This is a genomic window from Pseudarthrobacter sp. MDT3-1 (assembly GCF_054510755.1).
In genome coordinates this window covers 76,769-93,201 of the sequence record NZ_JBTNDX010000013.1, presented here as the reverse complement: position 1 = coordinate 93,201, position 16,433 = coordinate 76,769, and the positions used below count along the sequence as shown (strand labels likewise).

At 66.1% G+C, this 16,433-nt stretch carries 20 protein-coding genes; 9 read left to right on the top strand and 11 right to left on the bottom strand.

The window, feature by feature from the left end:
• Positions 1-34: 34 nt before the first annotated feature.
• Positions 35-469 carry a DoxX family protein gene (locus tag ACX80X_RS12160; RefSeq protein WP_252599682.1) on the bottom strand — a complete coding sequence of 145 codons (435 nt, stop codon included), beginning with the start codon at positions 467-469 and terminating at the stop codon, positions 35-37.
• A gap of 128 nt (positions 470-597) precedes the next feature.
• On the opposite strand from ACX80X_RS12160, the gene ACX80X_RS12155 reads away from it, so the two are divergent.
• The 3 genes from ACX80X_RS12155 (at position 598) to ACX80X_RS12145 (ending at position 3,041) form a co-directional block, all read left to right on the top strand.
• Positions 598-1,950: an MATE family efflux transporter gene (locus ACX80X_RS12155; protein ID WP_252611469.1), complete on the top strand. Its 1,353-nt coding sequence runs from the start codon at positions 598-600 to the stop codon at positions 1,948-1,950.
• Positions 1,951-1,975: 25 nt separating this feature from the next.
• Positions 1,976-2,566, top strand: a complete 591-nt coding sequence (locus ACX80X_RS12150; RefSeq protein ID WP_252611472.1) for a hypothetical protein — start codon at positions 1,976-1,978, stop codon at positions 2,564-2,566.
• A gap of 103 nt (positions 2,567-2,669) precedes the next feature.
• Positions 2,670-3,041 carry a hypothetical protein gene (locus ACX80X_RS12145; protein WP_058930682.1) on the top strand — a complete coding sequence of 124 codons (372 nt, stop codon included), beginning with the start codon at positions 2,670-2,672 and terminating at the stop codon, positions 3,039-3,041.
• Here the strand turns inward: ACX80X_RS12145 and ACX80X_RS12140 are convergent.
• Positions 3,038-3,583: a CGNR zinc finger domain-containing protein gene (locus tag ACX80X_RS12140; protein WP_252599679.1), complete on the bottom strand. Its 546-nt coding sequence runs from the start codon at positions 3,581-3,583 to the stop codon at positions 3,038-3,040. The genes ACX80X_RS12145 and ACX80X_RS12140 overlap by 4 nt on opposite strands.
• A 71-nt stretch (positions 3,584-3,654) precedes the next feature.
• Here ACX80X_RS12140 and ACX80X_RS12135 point away from each other — a divergent pair, with 71 nt between their 5' ends.
• Positions 3,655-4,659, top strand: a complete 1,005-nt coding sequence (locus ACX80X_RS12135) for an EamA family transporter (protein ID WP_252599678.1) — start codon at positions 3,655-3,657, stop codon at positions 4,657-4,659.
• A 170-nt stretch (positions 4,660-4,829) separates the two neighbouring features.
• Here ACX80X_RS12135 and ACX80X_RS12130 read toward each other — a convergent pair whose 3' ends face one another.
• A complete protein-coding gene (locus ACX80X_RS12130) occupies positions 4,830-5,093 on the bottom strand; it encodes a WXG100 family type VII secretion target (protein WP_252611473.1) in 264 nt (87 codons plus the stop codon).
• Positions 5,094-5,327: 234 nt separating this feature from the next.
• On the opposite strand from ACX80X_RS12130, the gene ACX80X_RS12125 reads away from it, so the two are divergent.
• Positions 5,328-5,600, top strand: a complete 273-nt coding sequence (locus ACX80X_RS12125) for a DUF2277 domain-containing protein (RefSeq protein ID WP_104062916.1) — start codon at positions 5,328-5,330, stop codon at positions 5,598-5,600.
• An 89-nt stretch (positions 5,601-5,689) separates the two neighbouring features.
• Here ACX80X_RS12125 and ACX80X_RS12120 read toward each other — a convergent pair whose 3' ends face one another.
• The 6 genes from ACX80X_RS12120 to ACX80X_RS12095 all read right to left on the bottom strand — a co-directional run bounded on the left by ACX80X_RS12120 (position 5,690) and on the right by ACX80X_RS12095 (position 11,191).
• On the bottom strand, positions 5,690-8,116 hold the full coding sequence (locus tag ACX80X_RS12120) for a heavy metal translocating P-type ATPase (RefSeq protein ID WP_252611475.1): 2,427 nt from the start codon (positions 8,114-8,116) through the stop codon (positions 5,690-5,692).
• 24 nt (positions 8,117-8,140) lie between these two features.
• The gene (locus ACX80X_RS12115) at positions 8,141-8,371 is read right to left on the bottom strand and encodes a heavy-metal-associated domain-containing protein (RefSeq protein WP_252599676.1); all 231 of its coding nucleotides are present in this window, start codon (positions 8,369-8,371) and stop codon (positions 8,141-8,143) included.
• 63 nt (positions 8,372-8,434) lie between these two features.
• Positions 8,435-8,782, bottom strand: coding sequence for a metal-sensitive transcriptional regulator (locus ACX80X_RS12110; RefSeq protein ID WP_252611477.1), 348 nt, complete (start codon positions 8,780-8,782; stop codon positions 8,435-8,437).
• A gap of 322 nt (positions 8,783-9,104) precedes the next feature.
• Entirely contained in the window at positions 9,105-9,623 is a 519-nt protein-coding gene (locus ACX80X_RS12105) for a universal stress protein (protein ID WP_252599674.1), read from the bottom strand.
• Positions 9,624-9,692: 69 nt separating this feature from the next.
• Positions 9,693-10,451, bottom strand: a complete 759-nt coding sequence (locus tag ACX80X_RS12100; RefSeq protein ID WP_252599673.1) for a class F sortase — start codon at positions 10,449-10,451, stop codon at positions 9,693-9,695.
• Between the two features lie 116 nt (positions 10,452-10,567).
• On the bottom strand, positions 10,568-11,191 hold the full coding sequence (locus tag ACX80X_RS12095; RefSeq protein ID WP_252614514.1) for an LPXTG cell wall anchor domain-containing protein: 624 nt from the start codon (positions 11,189-11,191) through the stop codon (positions 10,568-10,570).
• Between the two features lie 284 nt (positions 11,192-11,475).
• Between ACX80X_RS12095 and ACX80X_RS12090 the strand changes: the two genes are divergently transcribed.
• The 3 genes from ACX80X_RS12090 (at position 11,476) to ACX80X_RS12080 (ending at position 13,219) form a co-directional block, all read left to right on the top strand.
• Positions 11,476-11,676 carry a hypothetical protein gene (locus ACX80X_RS12090; RefSeq protein ID WP_056342139.1) on the top strand — a complete coding sequence of 67 codons (201 nt, stop codon included), beginning with the start codon at positions 11,476-11,478 and terminating at the stop codon, positions 11,674-11,676.
• A gap of 126 nt (positions 11,677-11,802) precedes the next feature.
• Positions 11,803-12,939: a WD40/YVTN/BNR-like repeat-containing protein gene (locus tag ACX80X_RS12085; RefSeq protein ID WP_252614515.1), complete on the top strand. Its 1,137-nt coding sequence runs from the start codon at positions 11,803-11,805 to the stop codon at positions 12,937-12,939.
• Complete coding sequence (locus ACX80X_RS12080; protein WP_058930693.1) at positions 12,932-13,219, top strand: MoaD/ThiS family protein; 288 nt, start codon at positions 12,932-12,934, stop codon at positions 13,217-13,219. Before ACX80X_RS12085 ends, ACX80X_RS12080 begins: the two co-directional genes overlap by 8 nt.
• Before the next feature lie 137 nt (positions 13,220-13,356).
• On the opposite strand, the gene ACX80X_RS12075 is transcribed toward ACX80X_RS12080, so the two are convergent.
• Positions 13,357-13,593, bottom strand: coding sequence for a hypothetical protein (locus tag ACX80X_RS12075; protein ID WP_056341782.1), 237 nt, complete (start codon positions 13,591-13,593; stop codon positions 13,357-13,359).
• 238 nt (positions 13,594-13,831) lie between these two features.
• Between ACX80X_RS12075 and ACX80X_RS12070 the strand changes: the two genes are divergently transcribed.
• On the top strand, positions 13,832-14,908 hold the full coding sequence (locus ACX80X_RS12070; protein ID WP_459312183.1) for an ATP-dependent DNA ligase: 1,077 nt from the start codon (positions 13,832-13,834) through the stop codon (positions 14,906-14,908).
• A 148-nt stretch (positions 14,909-15,056) separates the two neighbouring features.
• Here the strand turns inward: ACX80X_RS12070 and ACX80X_RS12065 are convergent, their stop codons facing one another.
• A complete protein-coding gene (locus ACX80X_RS12065; RefSeq protein ID WP_252611482.1) occupies positions 15,057-16,376 on the bottom strand; it encodes an MFS transporter in 1,320 nt (439 codons plus the stop codon).
• Positions 16,377-16,433 lie beyond the last annotated feature (57 nt).

Sequence of the window (16,433 nt, the reverse complement as noted above, 5' to 3'; positions counted from 1 at the left end):
GCCGTCGGGCGCTGCTCGTTGAGGAGGAGTCCGCTTAGGCGAGGACTGCCAGTTTGGAGCCCTTGCGGCCGAACAGGACGCGGTCCACGGACACGCGGCCGGCTCCGGTGAGTGCGAGTGCCAGGGCGGCAGCGCCCAGGAGCAGCACCAGTTCGTACCCGCCCTTGTCGGCGAAGACTCCTGCCGAGGCGTGCACCAGGAAGAAGGCGCCGATCATGTTTACGGCCAGCAGGGCGGCCACCACGCGGGTGAGTACGCCCAAGATGAGGGCAATGCCGCCAGCCAATTCGAGGCCTGCGACGAGGGGCGCTGACACGTTGGCTGCCGGAACGCCCATCTGGGTGAACGCGGCCTGGGTGCCGGCGATGGTCCATTCGTTGAACTTCTGCCAGCCGTGGGCGGCGAAGAGGAAGCCGAGGGCGACGCGCAGGACGGTGATGGCAGTGGTGGTGAGGCGTGACTGATTCATAAATCGAGTCTCTCTGACCATTAGTTGAAGTGTCAACTAATGGTCCGCCATTGTGTCCTTTGTCATGACTTCCGGCGTCACGGAAGCGGAGCAGCCAGGTGGGCGGTGCCGGCCGTTAGGCTGAAACCGTGCCCAACCAATCCGCCCCCGCTGCCGTCCAGCGTCCCGCCAGCCATGCCCGGGAAATCCTGCGGCTCGCCGTGCCGGCGTTCGGCGCACTGATCGCCGAACCGCTGTTCCTGCTCGCGGATTCGGCCATTGTGGGCCATCTCGGCGTGGCCCAGCTGGCCGGGGTGGGGCTCGCCTCCGCCGTGCTGCACACCGCCGTCGGCCTGATGGTTTTCCTCGCCTACTCCACCACCCCGGCGGTGGCCCGCGCGATGGGACACGGCCAGCTGGGAAAGGCACTCGCGGCCGGGCGCGACGGCGTCTGGCTGGCACTTCTGCTCGGCTTGGTCCTGGCTGTGGCTGGCTTCTGGGCTGCTGAACCGCTGGTGGCCCTGATGGGGGCGGAGGGTGAGGTTCGCGCGTTCGCCGTTGACTATCTCCGCTGGTCCATGCCCGGCCTGGTGGCCATGCTGCTCATCTTCGCAGGCACCGGCGTCCTGCGCGGATTGCAGGACACCAGGACGCCGCTGCTCGTGGCCACCGCAGGCTTTGCCTTGAATATTGTCCTCAACCTGTGGCTGGTCTACGGGCTGGACTGGTCCGTTGCGGGCTCGGCGGCAGGCACCAGCGTGGCCCAATGGGCCATGGCGGCCGTCTATCTGGTGATGGTCCAGCGCAATGCCGCCCGGCACGGCATCAGCCTGTGGCCCGACTGGAGCGGCATCCGCGCAATGACCCGGGTCGGTTCGTGGCTTATGCTCCGCACGCTGAGCCTGCGCATCGCCATCCTGGCCACGGTATTTGTGGTCACGGGGCAAGGTGCCGTCAACCTGGCGGCACACCAGCTGGCCATGACCATCTTCTCGTTCCTCGCCTTTGCCCTCGATGCCCTTGCCATCGCCGCCCAGGCCTTGATCGGCAAGGAACTGGGCGCCTCCAACGCCGTCAGGGCGCGGCACCTGACCCGGACCATGATCCGCTGGGGCATTGGATTCGGCGTGGTCACGGGAGCCCTGCTGGCCGTCGCGGCGCCCTGGGCAGGGGTGCTGTTCACTTCCGACGCCGGCGTCCAGTCCGTGCTGACCTACGCCCTGTGGATCCTGGCAGCCGGTCAGCCTCTTGCCGGGTTTGTTTTTGTCCTGGACGGCGTGCTGATCGGCGCCGGGGACGCCAGGTACCTGGCGCTGGCGGGCGTGGTCAACCTCGCTGTCTACGTCCCCATGCTCGTGGCCGTTGCCGTCTCCGGCATGTCCGCCGCCGCAGGCCTGGTGTGGCTGTGGGCCGCCTTTGCGCTGGGGTACATGGCCGCCCGGGCGCTGACGCTGGGCCTGCGCGCCCGGGCGGACCGCTGGATGGTGCTGGGTTCGCCATAGGGCCGGCGGCCACTAAACTGGACCGGTGAACCAACCACTGACGCCCACAGATGCTCCCGCCGGCACCGCCCAGCAGGCAGACCTGTGGAAGCCGGTTCTGCTCCGGGCCGTGGCCGCACTGTTGTTCGGCGCCGCGACCATTTTCTGGGCCGGACCGTCGGTCCAGGTCATGGGCTGGGCGGGCGGGCTGTACCTGCTGGCCACGGGCCTGCTGGTCCTCTGGGCCATCCCGAAGACCGGCTACGCGCGTGACGGCATGCCCGGCAAGATCCTCTCCGCCGCAGGGGCCGCCCTGGCAGGCGCCGGTGTTGCCCTGGCGCTGCTTCACGGGGACCGCGTCTTCGGCGTCGTCGCGGCAGTGGGACTTGGCCTGGCCGGAGCCGTGGAGCTGTACTGCGGCCTCAAGTATCGTCGCCGGCACGTGCTGGCCCGCGACTGGCTGGCCTCGGGCATCATCGGCCTTGGTACCGCGACGATCCTGCCCTTCTTCATCAGCCTCGGAGCCCATGCCCTGCTGGGCGTCGCCGGCGGCGGAGCCATCATCTCCGGTGTGCTCTGGGTCCTGTCGGGGCTGACGCTAAGGCACGATTCCCGGCCCGCCTCCACGAAGCCGTAAACTAGAAGCGAAAGGTTCTACCCGGCGTAGAAAACGCGCCCGGAACAACCCCACACATTCGAACCAGCACGCCCTTCGGCATGGCTGTAGGAGAGGAACTACCTTGGCAGACCAGAAACCAGGAAAACCGCGCAAGCTGCGGACCTCGGTGAAGGGGCCGCTGATGTTCTCTGCGTTCTGGGCCGTCCTCGCCTTCGTTACGGTGCTGATCTTCGCCTCCGGCGGCAGCTCGAAGACCCCGCGGTTCGACCTCGCCTTCACGGGCGCCGGCATCGCGTTCATCGTCACGCTGGTGATCGCGGCCATGCTGGCCATGAGCCACAAGGAGAACTCCGAACACCTGGGCAAGGGATCCGGCGTCAACCTGAGTTCCGCCCGGAAACCGTCGCACGGATTCGGGGGACACGGCCCCAGCCAGGCCGGCGGCGCCCCTGAGACTCCGGACGCTGACGGTACCGGCTCCAGCCACTCCTAGCGAACAATAGCCTGCCGCGCGCGGTACGCTGCCACGTGCGCGCGGTTGGCGCAGTTCCCGGTATCGCAATACCGTTTCGACCGGTTGCGGCTGAGGTCCAGGACCACGGCATCGCAGTCCTCGGCCTCGCACACGAGCATGCGGTCCATCTCCTTGCTCCGGATGACGTCCGCCAAGGCCATGGCGGCTTCGGTGCCCATGCGCTCTGCCAGCGGCGCGTCCCTGGCAGTGGCGTGCAGATGCCAGTCCCACTCATCGTGCTTCATTAGCTGGGGGAGTGCGTTGGCCTCGCGCAACAGGCGGTTGACGCCTGCCACAGCAGAGTCTTCGTCTGCAGTCCAGAGGGCGGCAAGCCGCCCGCGCAGTTCGTGGACACTCGACAGCTCCGCCGCATCGCGGGCGCGGGCTCCACTGAACCCCTCGGACTGAAGGAAATGATCCAGGTCCGCCACCGTGGCGAGCGATTCGCGTCCGTTGGCGGCGGTGTTGATCAGGTTGACGACGGCGCGCAGGGCTATTTCGGTGTCAGGGGCAAAGACCATCTTGACTCCTTACTGGGGTCGGGCGTAATGTCAGGACCACTATCACACTTTACTCCTGACAGGAGGCGTCGGTGACTGCCGCCCCTAACCCCGCAGCCGCGGGCGGATTCCTTGGCTCGGGCCTTGGAATCGCGTTGTTCTCCTCTGCCGTCTTCGGGCTCTCCGGCTCCTTCGCCAAAGCGCTCCTGGAAACCGGCTGGTCCCCGGGCGCTGCCGTGACGGCCCGCCTGACCGGTGCCGCGCTGATCCTCGCCGTTCCTGCCGTTCTGGCCTTGCGCGGACGGTGGTACCAGCTGCGCGACAACTGGGTCACCATCGGTCTTTTCGGCCTGATCGGAGTGGCCGCATGCCAGCTGTTCTACTTCAACGCGGTAGCCCGCCTGTCCGTGGGTGTAGCGCTGTTGCTTGAATACCTGGCTCCCGTCCTCATCGTCCTTTGGCTATGGGGAGCCAGCAAGAAGCGGCCACGGGCGCTGACCTTCGGCGGAACAGTGCTGTCGCTCGGCGGCCTGGTTCTCGTCCTGGACCTCACCGGAACGGTCAAGATCGACATCATCGGGGTCCTGTGGGGGGTGGCCGCTGCCGTATGCCTTGCCATCTACTTTTTCATCACGGCCAAGGAGAATGATTCCCTGCCGCCCATCGTCCTGGCGTCCGCCGGGCTGCTGGTGGGGGCAGCCGTTATGTGGCTGGCGGCCGCCACGGGACTGCTTCCCATGGCCTTCAGCACCGCGGATACCAGGCTCGGCCCCTGGATCACGCCCTGGTGGGTCTCCCTGGGTGGCCTGGTCATCCTGGCAACAGTCCTGGCGTACGTTTCCGGCGTTGTCGCTGCCCGCGCCCTTGGCTCCAAGGTTGCGTCCTTCGTTTCGCTGACCGAGGTGCTGTTCGCCGTGACCTGGGCCTGGCTGCTTCTGGGTGAGCTGCCCGGCGCCATCCAGCTCCTGGGCGGCGTCCTCATTGTCGGCGGGGTGGTTCTGGTCCGGCTGGACGAGCTGCGCTCCGGCACGGCCGCTGCAACTGTCGGTGCGCCCGCGCCGCTGGACCACGCGAACGACGTCGAACCTGTGCCCTGAGTGCCGGCTGCCTTGCCCTGTAGGACTTGCCCTAAAAGGCAGGTGCCACAGGCCGGGGCACCGCCGTCGCCCCGCCGTTGTGCCTCCCTTTCGTTGAGCACCCGCCGATAAATGCCGCGAGGGCCCGGACACTGTGCAGTGTCCGGGCCCTCGCAGTAGGGCTTCTGCGGTTAGCGTGAAGCCTGGTCCTGCTCGCTGGCGTTCTTGGTGGCCTTCTTGCTGGCATCCTTCAGCGCCTGGATGACCTGGTTCAGCGCCGCGGTGTGCGTGCCTGACCATTCGCCGCGGAAATGGTCGGCGTCCGGGCCCTTCCAGTTGGTGCTGTCCAGCACGCGCGTCAGGTTGGACCTCTGCTGCTCGATCTCGCCAGCACCGGCCTGCAGCTTGCTGCCAAGAGTCCTGAGCTGTTCTACATCTGCGCCCCAAATAGCCATCAGTTTTCTCCTCGTTGCCTTGGATCCGATCCAGATCGGCATCCCAGCGGCCCCCGGCTCACCCGGAAGATCCATTACCTGGAACCTATCCCGGCCCCAAATCACTGTCGATGGGCACCGCTGCCCATGCACCACTCCCCATGGGCCACAGCTCCCGGTGGTTGAATGTCGACAAGCTCGATCACCGGTGGGCGGGGGGTCGATCCGAAGCGTTCCAGAGCCTAGCATGGGCATATGTGCCGGAACATCCGAACCCTCCACAATTTCGAACCGCATGCCACCTCTGAGGAAGTGCATGCCGCCGCGCTGCAGTATGTGCGCAAGGTCAGCGGCAGCACCAAGCCGTCCAAGGCCAACGAGGACGCCTTCGAAGCGGCGGTGCACGAGATCGCCCACATCACCCAACACCTGCTGGATTCGTTGGTCACCCACGCTCCCGCCAAGCACCGGGACGAAGAGGCCGCCAAGGCAAGGGCCCGGGCGGCCGTGCGCTTCGGCACCGCCTGAGCGGCGCTTCCCCTGAAAGTAAGTAGCGCCAACAGTCGTTTTGAGCGTTCATAACGACAGTTAGCGCTACCTAGTTGGGTGGGCTCTGCCTACTTGCCGAAGCTGCGCAGCCGGAGCGAGTTTGCCACCACCAGGACGGAACTCGCCGCCATCGCGGCACCGGCAATCATCGGGTTTAAAAGGCCCAGGGCGGCCACGGGAATGCCGACGGCGTTATAGAAGAACGCCCAGAACAGGTTGGCCTTGATGGTGGCCAGCGTCCGCCGGGACAATTCGATGGCCTGCGCCACCTGTCCCAGGTCATTGCCCATGACGGTGAGGTCCGCCGCCTCTATGGCCACATCGGTACCGGAACCCATGGCGATGCCCAGGTCAGCCTGCGCCAGCGCGGCGGCGTCATTCACGCCGTCGCCGGCCATCGCCACAATGGCCCCGCCCGCCTGGAGCCGACGGACGGCGTCGACCTTCCCGGCAGGCAGAACACCTGCATAAACGTTGTCAGGGGAAATGCCGACGGCGGCAGCGACCTGCGCGGCCACCGCGGCGTTGTCCCCGGTCAGCAGAATGGGGCGCAGCCCGAGCCTCTTCAGCTTTGCCACAGCTTCCGCGGATCCCGGCTTCACGGTGTCGCGGAGACTGATGATGCCGGCAGGGGTGCCGTCCACCGCCACCCAGATGGCCGTGGCACCGGTAGCTTCCGCATCGGCCAGCGCCTCCATCTGCGCGCCGGAAGGGCGGACGTCGTTCTCCGTGAGCCAGCCGGTGCGGCCCGCGAGGATCACTCGCCCATCAGCGGTTCCCACCACTCCGCCGCCGGGTGCCGAACGGAAGTGTTCGACGGCGGGGAGCCGCCCGCCGTCGTCGTGCCCGGTTTGTGCCTCAAGGGCCGCGGCCGCGATGGCGTGTGCGATCGGGTGCTCCGATGCCGCTTCGACGGCGCCGGCGAGCCGCAGCACGTCCTTGCCCTGGTATCCGTCAAACGCGAGAGTGTTGGCCACGGCGAGTTTTCCGGTGGTGACGGTGCCGGTCTTGTCGAGCAGGATGGTGTCCACGGTGCGGGTGTCTTCGAGGACCTGCGGGCCTTTGATCAGGATGCCCAGCTGGGCGCCCCGGCCGGTTCCGGTGAGCAGTCCCACCGGAGTGGCGAGGCCCAGGGCGCACGGGCAAGCGATGACCAGGACGGTGACTGCGGCGGTGAAAGCTGCCCTGAGCTCGGCAGGCTCAATCACCGGGCTGCTGAATGCGAGCCACAGCGCAAACGTGAGCACGGCGAGGGCAAGAACTATGGGGACAAAGACGGCGCTGATCCGGTCGGCGAGGCGGGCGATGGGGGCTTTGCCGGTCTGCGCCTGCGAGACCAGCCGGGCCATCTGTGCCAGCGTGGTTTCGGAGCCCACGCGTGTGGCCCGGACCAGTAGCCGGCCGGAAGTGTTGATGGTGGCGCCCGTGACCTTGCTCCCGGGCTCCACCTCCACCGGGACGGATTCGCCGGTCAGCAGGGATGCGTCCACTGCTGAAATTCCGTCGATCACCTCTCCGTCCGTGGCGATTTTTTCGCCGGGGCGGACCACAACGACATCTCCCACGCGGAGCTGATCGGCGGGGACTTTATGTTCGGAGCCGTGGCGAAGGATGGTGGCGTCCCTGGCGCCAAGGTTCAGCAACGCCTTGAGGGCGTCGCCGGCCTTCTGTTTGGCGTTGGCTTCGAGGAACCGGCCAAGGAGCAGGAAGGTGGTGACCACGGCGGCCACTTCGAAGTACAGCCCGCCGCTTTCCATGCCCTCCATGGCCGGGTGTTCGGTCATACGGGGATCCAGGGCCAGTTGCCACACGCTGAAAAGGTAAGCGGCAGCGACGCCGATGGAGACGAGAGTGTCCATGGTGGACGCCAGGTGGCGGGCATTGACGGCCGCAGCGCGATGGAAGGGCCAGGCCGCCCAGCTGACCACCGGAAACGCCAAGGCCCCGGCTACCCAGCCCCAGTTGGGAAACTGCACGGCCGGAACCATCGAAATCGCGAGGACCGGGAGCGTCAGTATCGCGGCCACGATCAGGCGCGGGCGCAGTTGCGAGGAGGCGGGGCCGTGGGACATGTGGTCACCTTGCGCGCCGACTCCGGCGCCATGCTCCGCGTGCTCGGTCGTTCCTCCCTTAGACGCACGCTTCCGCATGCCACCGGAGTCGGCGCTGTGCCCGTCTTCCGTACCGCCGTGCTGAGGCTGGTCGTGATCGGTGGCGTGGTGCTCGTGGGCGGTGCTTTGGCTCGGGTAGCGCGGGAGGCGGACGGTTGCTTTGTAGCCGGTGGCGTTGACTGTGTCCACTATTTGCTGGTCCGTGATGCCGGCCGGGACCGTGACGTGGGCGGATTCCAGCGGGAGGTTGACGGAGGCTTCGACGCCGTCGAGTTTGCCCAGCTTCTTTTCCACGCGGTTCACGCAGGAGGCGCAGGTCATGCCCTCAATGTCCAGTTCAACCACCCGGCTTTGAGGCTGGTGATGGAGATGGTCTGTGCTCATGATGGATCCCCCGATCAGACAGCGTTACGCGTCGTTGGCAACAACCAGGTACCCTGCTTCGGCTACCGCCTCGCCGATCTCGGACGGCGACAGCTCCTGGCTTGAGGTGATGGTGACGGTGGAAATGCCCCCGGCGTTGAGTTCGACGTCGACCGTTTCAACCCCGGCGAGCGATTCAAGTTCCTCGCTGACAGACGAAATGCAGTGGCCGCAGGTCATGCCGGACACGTTGACGGTGGTGGAGGTGCTGCTCATGGCTGGCTCCTTGAAAGGGGGCCGGCGGTGGCCGGCCGTGAATGGGTGGTCAGTGGCAGGTGGTCAGCGCAGGAGGCGGCCGATGGCCTCTGTAGCTTCCTTGACTTTGACGTCGATGGCTTCAGCGCGAAGGTCAGGGTCAGGTTCCGCGGCGGCACCCACTACGCAGTGGCCGATGTGCTCCTCCACGAGTCCCAGGCTCACGGCGTGAAGCGCTTTGGTGACCGCGGAGACCTGAGTCAGTATGTCGATGCAGTATTTGTCCTCATCCACCATCCGGGCGATGCCGCGGACCTGGCCTTCGATGCGCTTGAGCCTGCGCAGGTATGCCTCTTTGTTGGCGGTGTAGCCATGCGTAGGCGCCGGGTCGGTGCCAGCGTGTGTGGTCAAGGTTTCCTGCGAAGGTTCCATGCTGCCAATATATACCCCGTAGGGGTATATAGCAAGTACCCCCTGGGGGTATCCAATTCGGGGATGCTCGCCACGAGCCAGGGGTAGGTACGGTTGCCGGAGGGCAGAAAAAAGCTCCGGAGTGCGTTATTGGGGGATACGCACTCCGGAGCAGCTTTTGGGGCAGATTAATCCAGCCTCTGCGACCGGATCCTTCTGCTTGAATTAGCTTACGTGCCGGTACAGCCGTCCGCTACCACCTCGAATAACTACTTTCGCTTTATTATTTCGGACCCCCGGAAACGGCCCCGAAGAGCCGAGGCCAACGGCTCAGGCTCCCGGCTCAGGCCTCGTCCTGATGCGCCGGTCTCCGGTAGGGAACCACCAGCACTGGCCGGCTTTGATGATGAGTCAGCCAGAGTCCAACTGATCCGTTGAGCAGTTCGGAGATCCGGTGGGTCAGGCCCCGCTCCGACGTTCCCACGACGATCATGGGGGAGTTGCTTTCCGCGGCGAGACGGGCCAGTGCACGGCCCGGATCCCCCGCCAGGGTCCGCAGGGTCCAATCAACGGGGGCGCCCGACGTCGCGGCGTCGGCCACGGCTCGCTCGATCACCGCCCTGAGGCCGGAGGTGACCGATCGGATATCGTCGTCGTCCTTGTCCGGGTGAAGCGACAGTCGGTGCGCGGATCTGGTCGGATCCCATTCCACCAGGTAGCTGGCCTCGTCAACATAGGCGCACAGCAACGGCGCTGACAGTTTGGCTGCGAGGGATGTTGCGGTCTTCAGCACCTCCGGATGCTGATCGGGCAGCAAGCCGACCAAGAGTGGAGGCGGGCCACTGAAACGTTCTGGATTCATAAGGCCATTCTGTGCCGCTGGGCGCCACTTGAACAGGGCGTCAGGCGCGTGGACGTCAGCATGGACGTGTCAGCCGGCAGCGGGCGACGCCGAGACCACCACGTTTTTTCCCCACGGGTCTTCCGTGTAGCAGCTGATCAGGACCACACGGCTGGGCACCATGTCCCAGATGGGGCTGTCCTTGAGGCTGTCCTTGAGGTATGTGGTGACGCTGTCCACGCGGTAAGGGATGGTGCCGGTTACGGTGACGACCTCGAACGTGTCGCCAATGACGGCAGCGGAGCTGAGGTGATTGAACGGGGCGTCCCGGCCCTCCCAGCTGTGCCCGATGATGTACGTGGTGTTGCCCGACCCGTTGCCGGGAGTCCCGAACGGTGTCAGCCAATACCCGTCCATGGTGGTGGGCGGCTCCACTGTCCGGGTGGCCACGGCCGAGGCGTCCGGTTCGAGGGGATGGACGGCCGTGTCGATTGCCGCAGCAGGATAGAGGATGCGCAGGGGCGCGGAGGCTTCCGGCAAGACCGGGCCGGGGGCGGCGGTTTCTGCGGCCGATGCTGACTCGGCAGGTGCCCCTTGCGCCCCGCCTGTGGCGGACAGCGGCCAAGGAACGGACGACGGCGTGGCCCGGGACCGTGCCGACAGTTCCGCTGCGGGGACGGCGGCTTCCCCGTGCTTGAGCAGCGGAGCACCGAAGGTGAGGGACAGGAAACCCAGGACTCCGCACAGCAGGATTGCCAGATCTCCACGGTTCCATGCCCGGACGCGCAGGACTTCCAGGACACGCAGAACGCCACCCCGGACGCCGTGGGTGCTGGAGTGCTTCGCCATGATGTTCCTTTGCGTTCAGAGGGTTGAAGGTGCGCCTGCTTGAAATTGCGCCGAGGGCGTCCCGCCAGGTTTTGGCGGGACGCCCTCGGTGACAGTCTGTGGCAGCGCTGGCGGCGTCAGCCCGCCGTCGGCGATTCCGTGCGGGACTTGCGGCGCACCGCAACCACGGCGCCTGCACCCAGCAGGACACCCAGGCCGGCCAGCCACGTAGTACCTTCATCTGTTCCGCCCGCAGCGGTTTGTGCGTTGAAGCCCTGGTTGGTGCCCTTGCTGACAGCGGCTGCTGCCGCGGCGGGCGCCTTGGCAGCTGCGCCCTTGGGGGCGGCAACCTGGGGTGCTGGCGTCTGCGCCGCCGGTGTGACCGCGCCGGCGGCCCCAGCCACCACTGCCGGTGGGTCCACGACGATGGGCGGAACAACAACCAGTGGATCCACAACAACCGGTGGGTCCACGACGACGGGCGGAACAACAACCGGCGGCAGCGTCACGGCCTCGCAGTCATTGTCAAAGTCCGCCATCCCTTGAACGTCCCAGTTCAATCCGCCAGGCAGCAGCTCATTGGGAGGGATGATGTCCCTTGAGTGACCGCTATGGGCACCCAGGCCGTTCACCCCGCTAAGGTCAATGCTGATGGTGTGTCCGTTGTGGCAAAGAGTGAAGTTGTCTGCCGCGCTGGCCGGGGCCGTGACGCTGAGCATTGTCAGCCCCACCACTCCCAAGGTTGCGAATGTTCGTTTCATGGTTTTTCGTCTCCCCAGATTTTTCCGAAAGGACCATGGCGGCGAGGGAGAAGCGGCGGTTCTCTGAATGCCCCCAGCAGCATGATCAGTTTTGCTTGTGGATTCAGGCTAGGGGCGCCGGACGGGCGCGGTCGCGAGTAGCGGGTACTCGTCTTTTTCCGCCTTTGACCTGCGCCGTTACCTGTGGGTACGCGGAAATGGGAGCCCGCTACTGGAGTTTTCCACCCTTGAACGTGGACAGAGCGGCGCCTAACGTTGGAGCATACGAAAGGTGCGTGACCGGCATGGAAATCTACATGTGGTGGCTGGATCTGGACCTGCAAACCAAGGAATGGCTGAGAGAAAACCTCCGTGCGGCGGAACTGCCGCTGCCGGTGCTGCAGGGCATCGCCGAAGCCGGCGGGCCGCATCCGGATACCCCGGTGGCTGTCCTCACCGAAGCCGACTGGGATTTCATCGAGACGCAGTCCGAATTCGTCGACTGACCGGACGCCCCTGGCGCCGCCGGCACGGCCACGCCGGACCGGTACACCCGGAGCAGTCCCCTCGGACCAGTCCACATAGCGAAGAAAAGCGTTGCGGCCCTCCGGCCGGGGTGGTTGCATGGGTGCATGGCAACCGCAGAGAACTTTGTCTTAGCGATCGGGACCAAAAAAGGCCTCTGGCTGGCCACCAGCCAGGACCGGAAGCAATGGTCCTTCTCCGGCCCGCATTTCCTGATGAGCGAAATCCCGAGCATCGGGATCGACACACGGGACGGCCGTACCCGGATCATGGTGGGCGTCAGGTCCGAGCACTGGGGCCCGACTGTGGCCCATTCCGATGACCTCGGCGCCACCTGGACCGAACCTGGACAGGGCGCCATCACGTTCCCCGAAGACACCGGCGCGGCCGTGGAGCGCATCTGGCAGATCTACCCGGACGCAGAGTCGCGGCCAGGGGTGGTATGGGCAGGTGCCGAACCGATTTCGGTCTGGAAATCCACCGATGGCGGCGAGCATTTCGAACTCAACCGCGGGCTATGGGACCACCCTCACCGCAGCGACTGGGGTGCGGGCTACGGCGGCGCCGCCGCCCACTCCATCGTGGTGAATCCGGCCGGGGACAACGTCCACGTCGCCATGAGCACCGGCGGTGTGTACCGCTCGCTCGACGGCGGTGAGTCCTGGGAACCCCGCAACAAGGGTATTTCGGCCTACTTCATGCCGGACCCCAATCCTGAGTTCGGCCAGTGCGTCCACAAGATCGCGGCGGATGCTGCGGTGGAAGGACGGCTGTACGCGCAGAACCATCACGGCGTCTACCGCACGGATGATAACGGCGAAAACTGGAACTCCATCGCCGAGGGACTTCCGGCCGACTTCGGTTTTGTGATGCTGACGCACCCGCGCCGGGAAGGAACCGCCTGGGTTGTGCCGCTCAAGGCCGACGGCGAGCGGATCCCGCCCGAAGGGAAGCTTGCCGTGCACCGAACGGACGATGCCGGGGCCACCTGGAAGCGCCTGGATACGGGCCTGCCCAAGGGGGAGTACAACAGCGTCCTCCGCGACGCCGCGGGCGTGGATTCATCCGAGCCGGCCGGCGTCTACTTCGGAACGCGCGGCGGCACCGTGTACGCCAGCGCGGATGAGGGGGAGACGTTTGCTGAGGTTGTCAGCCATCTCCCCGACGTCCTGTGTGTCCGCGCCTGCGTAGTCTCTACGGCTGGACTGCCGGTTCCGGAAACGGCAGCGGCCCGCGGTGCCTGACATCAGCGTCGTACTACCCAGCATCCTCCAGCCGCTGGCCGGCGGCCAGTCCATCCTGACTGCGCCCGCCGACGGGACGGTGACGGTGGGAAGCCTGCTGGATTCGGTGACCGGGGATTACCCGGTGCTGGCCAGGCGGCTGCGGGACGAAACCGGGGCGCTTCGCCGGTACGTGAATATTTACGTTGCCGGTGACGAAGTGCGTCGGCTCCAGGGCCTGGAAACTGAGGTGTCGCCCGGCCAGGAGGTACTGGTCATCCAGTCGGTGGCCGGAGGTTAGGGCCGAAGTATCTCTCGGGCGGTCCGGCGGGCAGTCCTGACTGACTGCGCCCGCCCTCGTCGTGCAAGACTCCGGAGTACAAGATTCAAGGGTGCAAGATTCCGCAAGTAGTGCTGCGCCAGCGGCCCAACACGCGGTCAGGCAATGCGCCAGACGCTGCATTCGTCCGTATTGATCGCTTTCCGCGAGCCGGTGTGATGGTCCATGATCCAGACAACGCCGATTCCCGGTGCTGTCTCCTGGACACGGCCACGGCGGATGACCACGTCGTCGTAGCTGGGGCCTACGGAGAGGCGGGCCTCGATTTCATCGCCGCGGTGGAGCTGGTCCAGGGCGCGGACTCTTGTTACATGGGCTTTGGCTTCCTTCAACATGGGGGCCTCCTGGCTGGAGCTGGTGCCTGCGCTTGCCGGCACTTCCAGTGTGGCTGGGCAATGTTGCGCCCTGGTTTCCTCAACGTTAGGAGCCGGTTAGTTCTCCGCGATCGATTCGTTTCCGCCGGCACTACAGATTCGGCGAATCCCACACGTCAAACCCCGCTGCGGCCTTCAGTTGGGCATCGTGCCGGTTCAGGCCTACCGCCGGCGGGCCTCCCGGGCAAGAATGAGCACTATGCAACTTCCCGTGATGCCTCCCGTCCCGCCCATGCTCGCCAAGACCGTCAGCGGGATGCCCGACGGGGCCCTCAGCTATGAGCCCAAGTGGGACGGGTTCCGGTCCATCATTTTCCGCGACGGCGATGAGCTGGAGATCGGCAGCCGCAACGAAAAGCCAATGACCAGGTATTTTCCTGAGCTCGTGGAAGCCCTGAAGGAAAACCTGCCGCCCCGCTGTGTGCTGGACGGCGAGATTGTCCTGGTGGGGGCCTCCGGTGACCGGCTCGATTTCGATGCCCTGCAGCAGCGCATCCATCCTGCCGCCAGCCGGGTCAAGCTCCTCGCCGAACAGACGCCCGCCAAGTTTGTGGCCTTTGACCTGCTGGCCCTGGGCGACGACGACTACACCGGCCGGCCCTTCGCCGAGCGTCGGGCAGCGCTGGAAAAGGCGCTCGCCGCCAGCAAGGCTCCCGTCCACCTCACCGCCGCGACCAAGGACAAGGCCACCGCCGAGCAATGGTTCCAGCAGTTCGAAGGTGCAGGCCTGGACGGGATTGTGGCCAAGCCGCTGGAGGGGAGCTACCAGCCGGACAAACGCGTGATGTTCAAGGTCAAGCACGAACGTACGGCCGATTGTGTGGTGGCCGGCTACCGCGTGCACAAGAGCGGACCGGACGCGATCGGCTCTTTGCTGCTGGGCCTGTACAAGGACGACGGCGGCCTGGCGAGCGTGGGCGTGATCGGCGCCTTCCCCATGAAGCGCCGGCAGGAGTTGTTCGAGGGACTCCAGACGCTGGTCACGGACTTCGACGGTCATCCTTGGGCCTGGGCCAAGCAGGAGGAAGGCGAACGGACCCCGCGCAACGCGGAGGGCAGCAGGTGGAGCGCGGGCAAGGATCTGTCTTTTGTGCCGCTCCGGCCACAACTGGTGGTGGAGGTCAGGTATGACCACATGGAGGGCGACCGCTTCCGCCACACTGCCCAGTTCAACCGCTGGCGGCCGGACCGGGATCCCGAATCCTGCACCTACGCCCAACTGGAGGAACCGGTCAGCTTCGACCTTGCCTCGGTCCTGGACACCGGACGGCCGTAGGCACCCTGCCCGCTTCCCGCCGTCGAACGTTCCAGCCCATCTGCCCCGCGCGGGTACGGAAAAGCCCGGCGCGTCCTGGGGACACGCCGGGCCTTCCGGTAAGCAACTGGGCAGCAGCGTCCGGGCTGTAACGTCTGGGCTGCCGGGCCTACTTCAGGCCAAGCTGCTTGGTGGGGACGTTGAAGGTCTCCTTGGCTGTCAGGGCGGAGATGGCCGAGATCCCGCAGATGACGGCGGTGAAGATGCTGATCTGGACCCAGCCGCCGGGCCTGATGCCGCCCATCGCTGCCACGATGGCGGGAGCGAAGCCTGCCATCAGGAAGCCGAGCTGGGTTCCGATGGCCAGGCCGGAGAAGCGGACCTTGGTGCTGAACATCTCGGCGTAGAAGGACGGCCAGACGGCGTTGGAGGCAGCGTAACCGCAGGAGAAGAACCCGATCGCTGCGAGGAACATCAGCGGGACGCTTCCGGATTCCAGGCTGAGCAGGAAGACCGGCGTGAGGATGGCGCTGGAGAGTGCGCCGTAGATGAAGACCGGCTTGCGGCCGATCCTGTCGGCGAGCATGCCAAAGAGCGGCTGGGTGCCCAGGGCCACCAGGTTGGCGCCGACGACCAGCCAGAGCGTCGTGGTCCCGTCAACACCGGCGACGGTCTTGGCGTAGCTGATGGCGAGGGTGCCGAACACGGTGGAGACAGCGGCGATGAAGGCACAGCAGACCACTCGGAGCACATCGCGCCAGTGGTCCTTGAGGAGGTCGGCAACGGGCAGCTTGGAGATCTGGGCGGTCTTCTGGGCTTCCTCGAAGGCCGGCGGTTCGTGCAGTGTGCGCCGGATGAAGAACGCCACCAGCACCACCACAGCGCTGAGCCAGAACGGAATGCGCCAGCCGATGCCGTACTTGATCTCGTCCGGGAGGGCCAGGACGGGGATGAAGACGAGGGCGGCGAGGATCTGGCCGCCCTGGGTGCCCGTGAGGGTCCACGAGGTGAAGAAGGAGCGGCGGTTGTCCGGCGCGTGCTCCAGCGTCATGGATGACGCCCCGGCCTGCTCGCCCGCGGCGGAGAGACCCTGGCAAAGCCTTGCCAGCACCAGCAGTGCCGGAGCCCACCAGCCCACGGTGTTGAAGTCAGGCAGGCAGCCGATCAGGAACGTGGACGCGCCCATTAGCAGCAGCGTGAACATCAGCACCTTCCGCCGGCCCACCCGGTCACCGAAGTGGCCCAGGATGACGGCGCCCACCGGCCGTGCCACGTAGGCGAAACCGAAGGTGGCGAAGGACATGATGGCCGCGTTGGCCCCGGCGTCCGGGAAAAACACCGTGGGGAAGATCAGGGCGGCGGCGGAACCGAAGATGAAGAAGTCGTAGTATTCGACGGCGCTGCCCAGGAAGCTGGCGAGGGCTGCTTTCTTTGGCGTCCCGGCCGGGGCAACGGTGCCCGGCCCGGCGGACGGAAGTGTCTGGCTCATGGAGTTCCTTTGATGTGACGACGTTGTCGCGGATGGATCTGGAGGGCGCAGCCGCAC